The organism is Kocuria aegyptia (genome assembly GCF_039530085.1).
In the GTDB taxonomy this organism is placed as follows: Bacteria; Actinomycetota; Actinomycetes; order Actinomycetales; family Micrococcaceae; genus Kocuria; species Kocuria aegyptia.
The window spans coordinates 140060-152999 of record NZ_BAAAOA010000005.1; the positions used below are offsets into that span (position 1 = coordinate 140060).

10 protein-coding genes are annotated in these 12940 nt (G+C 74.2%); 9 read left to right on the forward strand and 1 reads right to left on the reverse strand.

Translation table 11 applies throughout. The features are described from left to right. Positions 1–153: 153 nt before the first annotated feature. The 5 genes from ABD220_RS01405 (at position 154) to ABD220_RS01425 (ending at position 6450) form a co-directional block, all read left to right on the forward strand. Positions 154–1488, forward strand: coding sequence for a M50 family metallopeptidase (locus ABD220_RS01405; protein WP_344119156.1), 1335 nt, complete (start codon positions 154–156; stop codon positions 1486–1488). A 157-nt stretch (positions 1489–1645) separates the two neighbouring features. Further along, positions 1646–2812 (forward strand): flavodoxin-dependent (E)-4-hydroxy-3-methylbut-2-enyl-diphosphate synthase, encoded by a 1167-nt coding sequence (gene ispG / locus ABD220_RS01410; RefSeq protein ID WP_133410454.1) that lies wholly within the window; start codon positions 1646–1648, stop codon positions 2810–2812. Between the two features lie 18 nt (positions 2813–2830). After that, positions 2831–3685: a GNAT family N-acetyltransferase gene (locus ABD220_RS01415; RefSeq protein WP_344119158.1), complete on the forward strand. Its 855-nt coding sequence runs from the start codon at positions 2831–2833 to the stop codon at positions 3683–3685. A gap of 148 nt (positions 3686–3833) precedes the next feature. After that, on the forward strand, positions 3834–5633 hold the full coding sequence (locus ABD220_RS01420) for a proline--tRNA ligase (protein ID WP_344119160.1): 1800 nt from the start codon (positions 3834–3836) through the stop codon (positions 5631–5633). A gap of 49 nt (positions 5634–5682) precedes the next feature. Further along, a complete protein-coding gene (locus tag ABD220_RS01425; RefSeq protein ID WP_344119286.1) occupies positions 5683–6450 on the forward strand; it encodes a TSUP family transporter in 768 nt (255 codons plus the stop codon). Positions 6451–6469: 19 nt separating this feature from the next. Here ABD220_RS01425 and ABD220_RS01430 read toward each other — a convergent pair whose 3' ends face one another. Then, on the reverse strand, positions 6470–7456 hold the full coding sequence (locus ABD220_RS01430; RefSeq protein WP_344119162.1) for a hypothetical protein: 987 nt from the start codon (positions 7454–7456) through the stop codon (positions 6470–6472). A 101-nt stretch (positions 7457–7557) separates the two neighbouring features. On the opposite strand from ABD220_RS01430, the gene ABD220_RS01435 reads away from it, so the two are divergent. From ABD220_RS01435 to infB, 4 genes are all read left to right on the forward strand, one after another. Further along, entirely contained in the window at positions 7558–8073 is a 516-nt protein-coding gene (locus ABD220_RS01435) for a ribosome maturation factor RimP (protein ID WP_344119163.1), read from the forward strand. 190 nt (positions 8074–8263) lie between these two features. Next, complete coding sequence (gene nusA, locus ABD220_RS01440) at positions 8264–9244, forward strand: transcription termination factor NusA (protein ID WP_344119165.1); 981 nt, start codon at positions 8264–8266, stop codon at positions 9242–9244. 196 nt (positions 9245–9440) lie between these two features. Further along, positions 9441–9722, forward strand: a complete 282-nt coding sequence (locus ABD220_RS01445; RefSeq protein WP_344119167.1) for a YlxR family protein — start codon at positions 9441–9443, stop codon at positions 9720–9722. Positions 9723–9994: 272 nt separating this feature from the next. Next, positions 9995–12883, forward strand: coding sequence for a translation initiation factor IF-2 (gene infB / locus ABD220_RS01450; protein ID WP_344119169.1), 2889 nt, complete (start codon positions 9995–9997; stop codon positions 12881–12883). Positions 12884–12940: the final 57 nt, after the last annotated feature.

Here is a 12940-nt window from a genome sequence, read left to right on the forward strand (position 1 = left end):
ACGGGGAGCCGGCCGGCCGTCGTCGTGACCTGGTGCCCCTGCCACGCACCGTCCAGGATGGTGGTGCAGACTGGTCCTCGCCGTGCCGAGCGCACGGCCCCGCCGCCCCCGGCGCCCGCCGGGGGCCCTCGACGATCCCGGGAGGTCGGACGGATGGGCGTCGTGCTGTTCCTCGTGGGCGTGCTGCTGGCCGCCGGCGCCCTCGTGGTGTCCATCGCCCTCCACGAGATCGGCCACCTGGTGCCGGCCAAGCTCTTCGGCGTGCGCGTCACGCAGTACATGGTCGGCTTCGGGCGCACCGTGTTCTCCCGCCGGCGGGGCGAGACGGAGTACGGGCTCAAGGCGGTCCCCCTGGGCGGCTACATCTCCATGGCGGGGATGTACCCGCCGGCGCGTGCGGGCACGACGACCCGCGCCTCGAGCACCGGCGTGTTCCAGCAGCTGGCGGCCGAGGCGCGCGGCGCGGCCGCCGGTCGGCTCGCCCCCGGCGACGAGGACCGCGTGTTCTACCGCCTGCCCGTGTGGAAGCGGGTCGTCATCATGCTCGGCGGCCCGGTGATGAACCTCCTGCTCGGGGCCCTGTGCCTGGCCGTCCTGCTCTCGGGCTTCGGGACGGCGACGCCCACCACGACCGTCGCGTGGGTCTCCGAGTGCGTGGTGGCCGCCGAGCGCCAGGCCGCCGGGCAGACCGAGTGCCGCCCGGGAGACCCCCGGGCCCCCGCGAACGCGGCCGGGCTGCGTCCCGGGGACGTCGTCACGGCCGTCGACGGCGCCCAGGTCGCCTCCTGGGACGAGCTCACCGGCCGGATCCGCGACCGGGCCGGGGAGCGGATCCCGGTGGTGGTCGAGCGGGACGGGCGGAGCGTGTCCACGGCGCTCACCCCCATCCTGTCGTCGCGGCCCGTGCTGGACGACTCCGGCGCCGCCGTGACCGGGGCGGGCGGCGCCCCCCGCTACGAGGAGGTCGGGTTCATCGGCATCAGCCCCACGACCGAACCCGTCCGACAGCCGCTGACCGCCGTGCCCGGGGCGGTGCTCGACGGGCTGCGGCAGATCGCCGGGGTGGTCCTGCACCTGCCGCAGCGGGTCTACGAGGTGGGGGAGGCGGCGTTCTCGGACGCGCCGAGGGACCCCGACGGCCCGATCTCCGTGGTGGGGGTGGGCCGGATCTCGGGGGAGATCGCCGCGCACGAGGAGATCGCGCTGCGGGACAAGGCCGCCTCCCTCGTGGGCCTGGTCGGCTCCGTCAACCTGGCCCTGTTCGTCTTCAACCTGCTGCCGCTGCTGCCGCTGGACGGCGGGCACGTCGCAGGGGCGCTGTGGGAGGCGCTGCGGCGGGGGAGCGCCCGGCTGCTCGGCCGCCGCGACCCCGGCCCCTTCGACCCCGCCCGGCTGCTGCCGGTGACCTACGCGGTGGCGGTGCTGATGATCGGGATGTCCGTGCTGCTGATCTACGCCGACATCGTCAAGCCGGTCCGGCTGTTCTGAGCCCGGGCCGGCGGGCGTTCGGCGAGGGAGGAAATCCGCCCCGCCGCCGGGGACCCGCCCGGGAGCATGGGGCACAATGGGAACCGGCGACGGGCCCGGCGAGCGGGTCCCGGCGCCACCGCTCCAGCTCCTGCCCTCGATTCCTCGGAGGAACTCCTTGACCCCGGTCAGCCTCGGCATGCCCGCCGCGCCCCAGCCCGTCCTCTCCCCGCGCCGGAAGACCCGGCAGATCCGGGTCGGGTCCGTGGGCGTCGGCTCCGACTCGCCGGTGAGCGTGCAGTCCATGACGACCACCCCCACCACGGACATCAACGCGACCCTGCAGCAGATCGCCGAGCTCAACGCCACCGGCTGCGACATCGTGCGGGTGGCGTGCCCGTCCCAGGACGACGCCGACGCCCTGCCCATCATCGCCATGAAGTCCCCGATCCCGGTGATCGCCGACATCCACTTCCAGCCGAAGTACGTGTACGCGGCCATCGAGGCCGGGTGCGCGGCCGTGCGCGTGAACCCGGGCAACATCCGCAAGTTCGACGACCAGGTCGGCCAGATCGCCCGCGAGGCCAAGGCCGCGGGGGTGTCCATCCGGATCGGCGTGAACGCGGGCTCCCTCGACCAGCGGATCATGGACAAGTACGGCAAGGCCACGCCCGAGGCGCTCGTGGAGTCCGCCGTGTGGGAGGCGTCCCTGTTCGAGGAGCACGACTTCCACGACTTCAAGATCTCCGTCAAGCACAACGACCCGGTCACCATGGTCCGGGCCTACCAGCTGCTCGCCGAGCGCGGCGACTGGCCCCTGCACCTCGGCGTGACCGAGGCGGGACCCGCCTTCCAGGGCACCATCAAGTCCGCCACGGCCTTCGGCGCCCTGCTGTCCCAGGGCATCGGCGACACCATCCGGGTCTCCCTCTCGGCGCCCCCGGTCGAGGAGGTGAAGGTCGGCAATCAGATCCTGCAGTCCCTGGGCCTGCGCCCGCGCAAGCTCGAGATCGTCTCCTGCCCCTCGTGCGGCCGCGCCCAGGTGGACGTCTACACCCTCGCGGACGAGGTCACGGCCGGCCTCGAGGGGCTCACCGTGCCGTTGCGGGTGGCCGTGATGGGCTGCGTCGTCAACGGCCCGGGCGAGGCCCGCGAGGCCGACCTCGGCGTGGCCTCCGGCAACGGCAAGGGCCAGATCTTCGTCAAGGGCGAGGTCGTGAAGACCGTCCCCGAGGACCTCATCGTGGAGACCCTGATCGAGGAGGCCAACCGCATCGCCGCCGAGATGGAGACGGACGAGAACGGGGAGACCACGGCGGGCAGCCCCGTCGTGAGCGTCAGCTGACGGGCCGGTGACGGGCGGGTGAGGACGCAGCGGAGGACGGCCCCGCGGCTGGTGCCGGCGGGGGAGGTCGATCCGGCACAGCTGGACCGGCTGCTCGAGGCGGACCCGGTCGCCCACGCGTTCGTGGCCGCCCACGTCGAGTCCTACCGCCGGAGCAAGGTCCCGCGGATCCCGCCCGTGGTCGGCACGGCCGGGCCGGACGGGGAGCTGACCGGCGCCTGCTGGGTGGGCACCAACGTGGTGCCCGTGTCCCTGGACGCCGCGGGCCTGGACCTGGTCGGCGGGCACCTGCGGCGGGGCGGGTCCCGGCACGCGTCGGTGTTCGGTCCCGCCGAGCTGGTGCTGGGGCTGTGGTCCCGGCTGGAGCGCTCCTGGCCCCGGCCCTTCGACCTGCGGCCCGTCCAGCCCCTGCTGGCCATCGACCGGGACCCGCCGCTCGCCCCGCACCCCGGCGTGCGCGTCGCCCGCCCCGGGGACCTGCCCGCCGTGCTCCCCGCGAGCGCCGCCATGTTCGAGGAGGAGGTCGGCTACTCCCCGTACACGGGCGGTGACCGCGGCTACCGGGACCGTGTCTCCGCGCTCGTCGAGGCGGGCCGCTGCCTGCTGCTGACCGACGACGGGGGCCGCGTGGTGTTCAAGGCCGATCTCGGTTCGGTGGCCCGCGGAGTGGCGCAGGTGCAGGGGGTGTGGGTCGACCCGGCGCACCGGGGCCAGGGTCTGGCGGCGCCCTGCATGGCGGCGGCCGTGCGCCTCGCCCGCGTGCGCACACCCGTGGTGAGCCTCTACGTCAACGACTACAACGTCCGGGCCCTCGCCACCTACCGGCGGGTCGGCTTCGAGCGGGTCGGCACCTTCGCCACCGTGCTGCTCTGAGCCCCCAGGGGGCGTCGATCCTGGCGCGGCGGGCCGGGCGGGGGGTGTAGATTTGACCGGAATCCGCGGCGCCGTCGGCGCCGCCCACCCTCTCGACGCCCGGGCCCGGCCGCACCACGCCGCGCTCCCCGGGAGAAACGGAGCCCTCGTGGCGCTGCGACTCTCCTCCCTGTTCCTGCGGACCCTGCGCGAAGACCCCGTCGACGCCGAGGTGGACAGCCACCGGCTGCTCGTCCGGGCCGGCTACATCCGCCGCGCCGCCCCGGGGATCTACACCTGGCTGCCGATGGGCCTGCGGGTGCTCGGGAAGGTCGAGCAGGTGGTGCGCGAGGAGATGGACGCGATCGGGGCCCAGGAGGTGCACTTCCCGGCGCTGCTGCCGCGCGAGCCCTACGAGGTCACCAACCGGTGGACGGAGTACGGCGAGAACCTCTTCCGCCTGAAGGACCGCAAGGACGCCGACTACCTCCTGGCTCCCACGCACGAGGAGATGTTCACGCTGCTCGTCAAGGACCTGTACTCCTCGTACAAGGACCTGCCGGTCATGCTCTACCAGATCCAGACCAAGTATCGGGACGAGGCCCGGCCCCGCGCCGGCCTGCTGCGCGGGCGCGAGTTCGTCATGAAGGATTCCTACTCCTTCGACGTCGACGACGCCGGCCTCGACGAGTCCTACACCAAGCACCGCGAGGCCTACGTCCGGATCTTCGAGCGCCTCGGCCTGCCCGTGGTCGCCGTCTCGGCGCAGTCCGGGGCCATGGGCGGCTCCCGCTCGGAGGAGTTCCTGCACCCCACGGAGGTCGGCGAGGACACGTTCGTACGCTCTGCGGGCGGCTACGCGGCCAACGTCGAGGCGGTCACCACCGTGGTGCCCGAGGAGTCCGATCCCGCTGCGGCCCCCGAGGCGCGGGTGCTCGAGACCCCGGACAGCCCCACGATCGACACGCTCGTGCAGCGCTCCAACGAGCTGCACCCGCGCGCCGAGGGGCCCTGGACGGCCGGCGACACCCTCAAGAACGTGGTGCTCGCGGTCGTGCTGCCCGACGGCGCGCGCCGGCTCGTGGCCGTCGGCCTGCCCGGCGACCGCGCCGTGGACCTCAAGCGCATCGAGGCCGGCATCGGCGCCGCCCTGGACGTCTCCGGCGAGCTGCTCGTGGAGCAGGCCGGCGACGAGGACCTGCGCAGCTGCCCCCTGCTGGTCAAGGGCTACATCGGTCCGGGCCTGTCCCTCGACCAGGCCGTGCTCGGCGAGAGGTCCACGACCGGCATCCCCTTCTTCGTGGACCCGCGCGTGGTCCGCGGCACCCGCTGGATCACCGGCGCGAACGTGGCCGGCCAGCACGTCTACGACCTCACGGCCGGGCGCGACTTCGCCTGGGACGGCGTCCTCGAGTGCGCCGAGGTCCTGGCGGGGGACCCCGCGCCGGACGGCTCCGGTCCGCTCGAGGCCGCCCGCGGCATCGAGATGGGCCACATCTTCCAGCTGGGCCGCAAGTACGCGGAGGCGCTGGGGCTGAAGGTCCTGGACCGCAACGGCAAGCTCGTCACCGTGACCATGGGCTCCTACGGGATCGGTGTCACCCGCGCGGTGGCCGCCCTGGCCGAGGCCTACCACGACGACAAGGGACTGCTCTGGCCCCGCCAGGTCGCCCCCGCGGACGTCCACGTGGTCGCCACCGGCAAGGGCCCCGAAGTGCTGGAGGAGGCCGAGAAGGTCGTGGCTGAGCTCGAGGCGGAGGGGCTCGAGGTGCTCTTCGACGACCGGCCGAAGGTCTCCCCGGGCGTGAAGTTCGGCGACGCCGAGCTGCTCGGCGTGCCCACCGTCCTGGTCGTGGGCCGCGGCCTCAAGGACGGCGTCCTCGAGCTCAAGGACCGCGCGAGCGGCAGCAGCGAGGACATCGCCCGGGACGGCGTCGCCGCGGCGGTCGCCGCGTCCGTGCGCGGCTGAGCCCGTGCAGGGGCTCGGCGCCTGGCTCGGGGCCTCGGGCCTGGAGCAGATGGACCCCGGCGTCGTCGCCCTGCTGGTGGCCGCAGGGCTCGCCGCGGGGTTCGTCGACGCCGTGGTCGGCGGTGGGGGCCTGCTGCAGCTGCCCGTGGTGCTGATGGTCCCGGGGATCAGCCCCGTCCAGGCCCTGGCCACCAACAAGATGGGCTCCGTGTTCGGCACCGCGACGAGCGCCCTGACGTTCTACCGGCGCACGTCCCCCGATCTGCGCACCGCCCTGCCCATGGCCGGTGTCGCGCTGGCCGGCAGCTTCGGCGGGGCGGCGCTGGCCGCGTCCCTGCCCGAGGCGGTGTTCCGCCCGATCATCCTCGCCGCGCTGGTGGCCGTGCTCCTGTTCACCGTCGCCCGGCCGACCGTCGGGCAGCTCACGGAGCTGCGTCACAGCGGGGCCCGGCACTACGGCACCGCGATGCTGATCGGCGCCGTCATCGGCTTCTACGACGGCGTGATGGGCCCGGGCACGGGCTCGTTCCTCGTCATCGCCATGATCACGCTGCTGGGCTACAGCTTCCTGGCCGCGAGCGCGAAGGCGAAGATCGTCAACCTCGCCACCAACGTGGGCGCGCTCGTCTTCTTCTTCGGCCACGGGTCGGTGCTGTGGGGCCTGGGACTCGTCCTGGGGGTGTCCAACATGCTCGGCGGCTACCTCGGGGCGCGCACCGCGGTGGCCCGCGGCAGCCGCTTCATCCGGGTCGTGTTCCTCTCCGTGGTCACGCTGCTCATCCTCAAGCTGGGGATCGACGTCCTGCGGGGAGCCTGAGCCGCCCCCGGGCGCGGGGTCACGGCGACGGGTCGTCGTGGACCACGCCGGGCAGGGCGTCGATCTCGCCCGTGATCCCGGCGCGCAGCGCGGTCGCCCGTTCCAGGGCCACGAGCGCCCAGCACCGCGTGCCGGCGTCCCCGCGGGCCAGGACGTGCGCGGCGGCGTCCTGCACGTCCCGGGCCGCCGTGTCCGCGACCCGGCCGGGGTGCTCCCGCAGATCGCCGGGCAGGACGTAGGCACCCGCCGGCAGCCCCGGGTCGGCCGCGAGCACCCGCCGGGCGGACGGGACCTCGAGGAGTTCCTGGAGGTCCTGCCGGGCCCGGTCCGGCAGCCCGGCGCCGGGCGGGGCGGCGTCCGCGGCAGCACCGTCCGGAACCGTCCCGGCATGGGCGGCCAGGGCCTCGAAGGCGTAGCCGGCACGGTCCAGCGCCGACCACAGGACGGCGCCGGGAGCGGTCGCCCCGCCGGGGGCCGGGTCCCCGCCCGCCTCGCACAGGTCGGCGCCGGCCGGTGCCGGGGACCCGGGCCCGTCCAGCTGCCGGGCCGCCGTGGTGCGCGAGACCGCCGCCGCGGCGAGCACCCGTGCCAGGGCGGGGTCCTCGGCGGCGAGGGCGTCCCCGGTCAGGGCCGCCGCCGTCGACCGCAGCGCCGCGGACGCCGCGGCGCCCGCGTCCCGGGCCCCTGCGGCGTCCGGGCCGGCGGCGGGGGAGGGGCGCTGCGCGCGGGCGGCGGCGCTCGTGCGGTCGTCGGGCGCGGGACCGAGGGCCTCGAGCTGCCGGGCCAGGTCCGCGCGCACGTCCTGCCACGCGGCGGCGGGCGCCGGGCCCGGGGAGGGGTCCTCGAGCAGCGCCTCGGTGCGCAGCCACGCGTCGGCGCGCACGATCTCGTCCGGGGGCACCGGACGGCCGTGGTCCAGCCACCACGCCCCGGCGGCGCCGGTCCCGAGCAGGATCCCCAGCAGCAGCGGGAGCGCCCGGCGTGCGGGCGTGCGGGGATCGGTCACCGGGAGGCTCCTGGGGGACGGGGCGGAGGACGGCGGAGGGCCGCGTCCATCATAGGATTTCCAGGACCGACCCCGCCGTCCCGACAGCACGAGGAGACCCCGTGAGCGAGCACAGCACCCCCGGACCCGACGACCACCGGCTGGCCGAGCTGATCGGCCCCGCGGTGGAGGAGTCGGGGCTCGTCCTGGAGGACGTCGCCCTGAAGCCCGCCGGCAGCGGTCTCGTGCTGCAGGTGCTCGTGGACCTCCCGGAGGACAGCACCGACAGTGTGGACATCGACCGGATCGCCGCCGTCTCCCGTGCCGTGTCCGACGTCCTCGACCGCACGGACCCCGTGCCGGGCTCCGCCTACGAGCTGGAGGTGTCCTCCCCGGGGGCCACGCGGGAGCTCGTGGCCCCGCGGCACTGGCGCCGCTCGATCGGCCGGCTGGTGCGCGTCACCCCGGTGGAGGGCGAGAAGTTCACGGCCCGACTGCTCGAGGCCGACCAGGACGGCGTGGTCCTGCAGCGCAGCCACCAGGTGAAGAAGGGCATGCCGCCCCGGCTGCTCGACCCCGAGCGCTGGGCCTTCGGCGCCGTGCGCCGGGCCAAGGTGGAGGTCGAGTTCACGGACTGAGCGGCCCGCCCCGCTCCGGCACGAGTGTAAGATGTGCCGTTGACGCCGCGGCGCCCACCGGCGCCGCGGTCCGTAGTGCGACGACAGCCGAGGGCGACGACGAGTGCGCGAGCACGACCCGCGGCGGCGTTCCGTCACCCCGACGGTGCGCTGCTCCGTCCCCGGGGTCGTCAGGTGAGGAAGGCCGGACATGGACATCGATATGAGCACCCTCCGACTGCTGGAGCGTGAGCGCGACATCCCCGTGGACCTGCTCATCCCCACCATCGAGCAGGCCCTCCTGCTGGCCTACCACAAGACCCCCGGCGCGCTGCCGGGGGCGCGCGCCGAGATCGAGCGCAAGACCGGCCACGTCACCATCTGGGCCCCCGAGCTGGACGAGGACGGCGAGGCGGTCGGGGAGTTCGACGACACCCCGGCCGGGTTCGGGCGGATCGCCGCCTCCACGGCGCGCCAGGTCATCCTCCAGCGGCTGCGCGACGTCGAGGACGACGCCGTCCTGGGGCACTTCAAGGGCCGTGAGGGCGAGATCGTCTCCGGGCAGATCCAGCAGGGGCACAACCCGCACATGGTCCAGGTCGACCTCGGCACCGTGGAGGGCGTGCTGCCCCCGCACGAGCAGGCCCCCGGCGAGAAGTACCCGCACGGCGCCCGCATCCGCGCCTTCGTCGTCGAGGTCAAGCGCGGGATGAAGGGCCCGTCCATCACGCTCTCGCGCTCCCACCCGGACCTGGTCCGCCGCCTGTTCGAGATGGAGGTGCCGGAGATCGCCGACGGCTCCGTGGAGATCATGGCGATCGCCCGCGAGGCCGGGCACCGCACCAAGATCGCCGTGCGCGCCACCCAGTCCGGGATCAACGCCAAGGGCGCCTGCATCGGGGAGATGGGCTCCCGCGTGCGCGCCGTGATGAACGAGCTGCACGACGAGAAGATCGACATCGTCGACTGGTCCGACGACCCGGCCCGCTGCATCGCCAACGCCCTGTCCCCGGCCAAGGTGTCCCGGGTGAGCGTGCTCGACGAGCGGGCCCGCTCCTCCCGCGCCGTCGTCCCCGACACCCAGTTGTCCCTGGCCATCGGCAAGGAGGGGCAGAACGCCCGTCTGGCCGCGAAGCTCACCGGCTGGAAGATCGACATCGTCCCGGAGTCGAAGGCCGCCGAGCGCGGCTGAGCCCCGCCGCGCCAGGGTCCGTACCGCCCCCCGGGGGCGGCCCCGAGGTCCCCTCGCGCGCCCGGTTTCGGCCCAGGGCGGTCCCCGGGATAGACTGGACAGCGGTCAGACCGTTGGTGGTCCCTGTCCGGCGCCGTTTCCCGGCCCGCGCGGGACGTCCCCGACGTCCCGGCGCGAGACGAGGAGCAGCGAACGAGTGAGTGCAGACTCCCGTCGCACGTGCATCGGATGCCGGACCACCGAACACCCTGACCAGCTCGTACGTGTGGTGACCGAACCGACCGACGGCGGCCTCCGGGCCGTGGTCGACCGGACCGGGCGCCTCGGCGGTCGCGGAGCCTGGCTCCACCCCTCCCACGAGTGCCTGGACTCGGCCCTGCGCCGGCGCGCCTTCCGGCGTGCGTTCCGGGCAGTCGTGGACACGGAGGCGGTCGCCCCCGCACTGGCCGCCCTGCTGTCCACGGGGGCCGCCCGGTGACCGGGCGCACGAGTGCCGACCACAGCCGTCCCCGGACGGCAGCCCGCGCGGTCCGACCGGACCGGTGACCACGTCCGTACGCGGGTGAAGAACTGGAAAGCGAGTCAGAGAACCGATGGAAAACCGATGAGTGCCCAGCGATGAGTGCTTCGTTGTGCTCTGCCAACGGCCTCCCGCGACCCCGCGCCGTCCTCGACGGCCGATGCTCCGGGAGCCTCAACGGAAAATAAGTGGTTCGTGCCTGTTTCGGTGCGAACCGAGACAGGAGAGAAGTGGCCAAGCCCCGCGTTCACGAGCTCGCGAAAGAGCTCGGAATAACGTCCAAGGAAGCGATTTCCACGCTTCAGACCCTGGGTGAGTTCGTCCGAGGCGCGTCCTCGACCGTCGAGCCGCCCGTCGCCAAGAAGCTGCGCTCCGCCCTCGCCGGCCGGGCGGAGAAGCCCGCTGCCGCGGCGCCCGCCGGCAGGCCCGCGTCGAAGCCCAGCACCGCGCCCCGGCCCGGTGCCAGTGCGCCCGCACCGGGCCCGGCGGCCGGCAAGCCCGCCGAGAAGGCACCGGAGCGGGCGCCCGAGAAGGCCGCCGAGCAGCGGCCCGCCGCGAAGGCGCCCGAGCAGCGGTCCCCCGAGCAGCCCTCCGCCCCGGAGCGGTCGGCCCCGGAGCGGTCCGCGCCGCAGCGCCCGGCGTCCCCGGGTGCCAAGGCACCCGCCCCGGGCCCGCGCCCGGGCAACAACCCGTTCGCCAGCCAGCAGGGCATGGGCCGCAGCGGAGCGCCGCGTCCCGGCTCCGCCGCGCCGCGCCCCGGTGGCAACGCGCCCCGTCCGGGCTCGGCCGCGCCGCGCCCGGGTGCTCCCCGCCCGGCCGGACCGCGCCCGGGCAACAACCCGTTCGCCGCCCAGCAGGGCATGCGCTCGGGCCGTCCCGAGCGCCAGGGCGGCCCCCGCCCGCAGGGTCAGGGTCAGGGTCAGGGCCCGGGCCAGGGCGGTCCCCGTCCGCAGGGCCAGGGCGGTCCCCGTCCGCAGGGCCAGGGCGGTCCCCGTCCCCAGGGCGGTCCCCGCCCCGGTGGGGCCCGGCCCAGCCCGAACATGATGCCCGGTCACACCACCGGCGTGGCCCCGATCGGCTCCCGGCCGGCCGGCGGCGGCGCAGGTCCCCGCCGCGGCGGTCCCGGTGGCGGCGGGGGCGGGTTCTCCCGTCCCGGCGGCGGCCCGGGCCGCGGTGGCCGCGGCGGCACCCAGGGCGCCTTCGGGCGCGGCGGTGCCCGTGGCAAGCAGCGCAAGTCGAAGCGGGCGAAGCGCCAGGAGCTCGAGCAGATGAAGGCCCCGTCCGTCGGTGGCGTCTCCGTGCCCCACGGCGACGGCACCACGGTGGTGCGCCTGCGCCGCGGCGCGTCGCTGACGGACTTCGCCGAGAAGATCAACGCGAACCCGGCCTCCCTCGTCACGGTGCTCATCCACCTCGGTGAGATGGCCACGCAGACGCAGTCCCTCGACGAGGAGACCTTCCAGCTGCTGGGCGCCGAGCTCGGGTACCGGATCCAGGTCGTCTCGCCGGAGGACGAGGAGCGCGAGCTCTTCGAGTCCTTCGACATCGACCTGGAGGCCGAGGCCGCGGCCGAGGGCGACGACGTCCTCGAGGCGCGTCCTCCGGTCGTCACCGTCATGGGCCACGTCGACCACGGCAAGACCCGCCTGCTCGACGCGATCCGCAACACCAAGGTGATCGAGGGGGAGGCCGGTGGCATCACCCAGCACATCGGCGCCTACCAGATCGCCACCGAGGTCGACGGCCAGGAGCGGCAGATCACGTTCATCGACACCCCGGGCCACGAGGCGTTCACCGCCATGCGTGCCCGTGGTGCCCAGGTGACGGACATCGCCGTGCTCGTGGTCGCCGCGGACGACGGCGTCATGCCGCAGACGGTCGAGGCGCTCAACCACGCCCAGGCCGCCGGCGTGCCGATCGTGGTGGCGGTCAACAAGATCGACAAGCCCGAGGCGAACCCGGAGAAGATCCGCGGCCAGCTCACCGAGTACGGCCTGGTCCCCGAGGAGTACGGCGGCGACACCATGTTCGTCGACGTCTCCGCGCGCCAGAACCTCAACATCGACGACCTGCTGGACGCGATCGTGCTGACCGCGGACGGGGCGCTCGAGCTGTCGGCGAACCCGAACAAGGACGCCCGCGGCGTGGCCATCGAGGCGAACCTGGACAAGGGGCGCGGTGCGGTCTCGACCGTGCTCGTGCAGTCCGGCACGCTGCACGTCGGCGACGCGATCGTCGCCGGTGCCGCGTACGGCCGTGTGCGCGCCATGTTCGACGAGAACGGGCAGTCCGTCGAGGAGGCGGGTCCCTCGCGGCCCGTGCAGGTCCTGGGCCTGGACTCCGTGCCCCGGGCGGGCGACACGTTCCTCTCCACCCCGGAGGAGCGCACCGCGCGCCAGATCGCCGAGAAGCGCCAGGCGGCGGACCGCAACGCCCTGCTCGCCAAGCGCCGCAAGCGGATCACGCTCGAGTCCTTCGACGAGGCCGTGGCCGCCGGCAAGATCGACACGCTCAACCTCATCATCAAGGGCGACGTGTCCGGTGCCGTGGAGGCCCTCGAGGACTCCCTGCTCAAGATCGACGTGGGCGAGGAGGTCCAGCTGCGGGTCATCCACCGCGGCGTCGGCGCCATCACCCAGAACGACGTCAACCTGGCGACCGTGGACAACGCGATCATCATCGGCTTCAACGTCCGTCCCGCCGAGCGCGTGACGGAACTGGCCGACCGCGAGGGCGTCGAGATGAAGTTCTACTCGGTGATCTACAACGCGATCGACGACGTCGAGAGCGCGCTCAAGGGCATGCTCAAGCCGGAGTACGAGGAGGTGGCGCTCGGCACCGCCGAGATCCGCGAGGTGTACCGCTCCTCCAAGTGGGGCAACATCGCCGGTGCCTACATCACCAAGGGCACCATCCGCCGCAACTCCAAGGCCCGGCTCGTCCGGGACGGCAGCGTCGTGGCGGACAACCTCTCGATCGACTCGCTGCGCCGGTTCAAGGACGACGCGACCGAGGTCCGCGAGGGCTACGAGTGCGGTATCGGACTCGGCTCCTTCAACGACATCCACGAGGGCGACCTCATCGAGACGTGGGAGATGCGCGAGAAGCCGCGCGCCTGACCCGTCCCGAGTCCCGCGCCCCGCGCGCGGGACACCCGCGGCGGCACGGGCGGGCCC

Coding starts and splice junctions, on each gene's coding strand:
- ABD220_RS01425 (WP_344119286.1), top strand. CDS start 5,683: ATGGACCCCGGCGTCGTCGCCCTGCTGGTGGCCGCAGGGCTCGCCGCG.
- nusA (WP_344119165.1), top strand. CDS start 8,264: ATGGACATCGATATGAGCACCCTCCGACTGCTGGAGCGTGAGCGCGAC.
- ABD220_RS01405 (WP_344119156.1), top strand. CDS start 154: ATGGGCGTCGTGCTGTTCCTCGTGGGCGTGCTGCTGGCCGCCGGCGCC.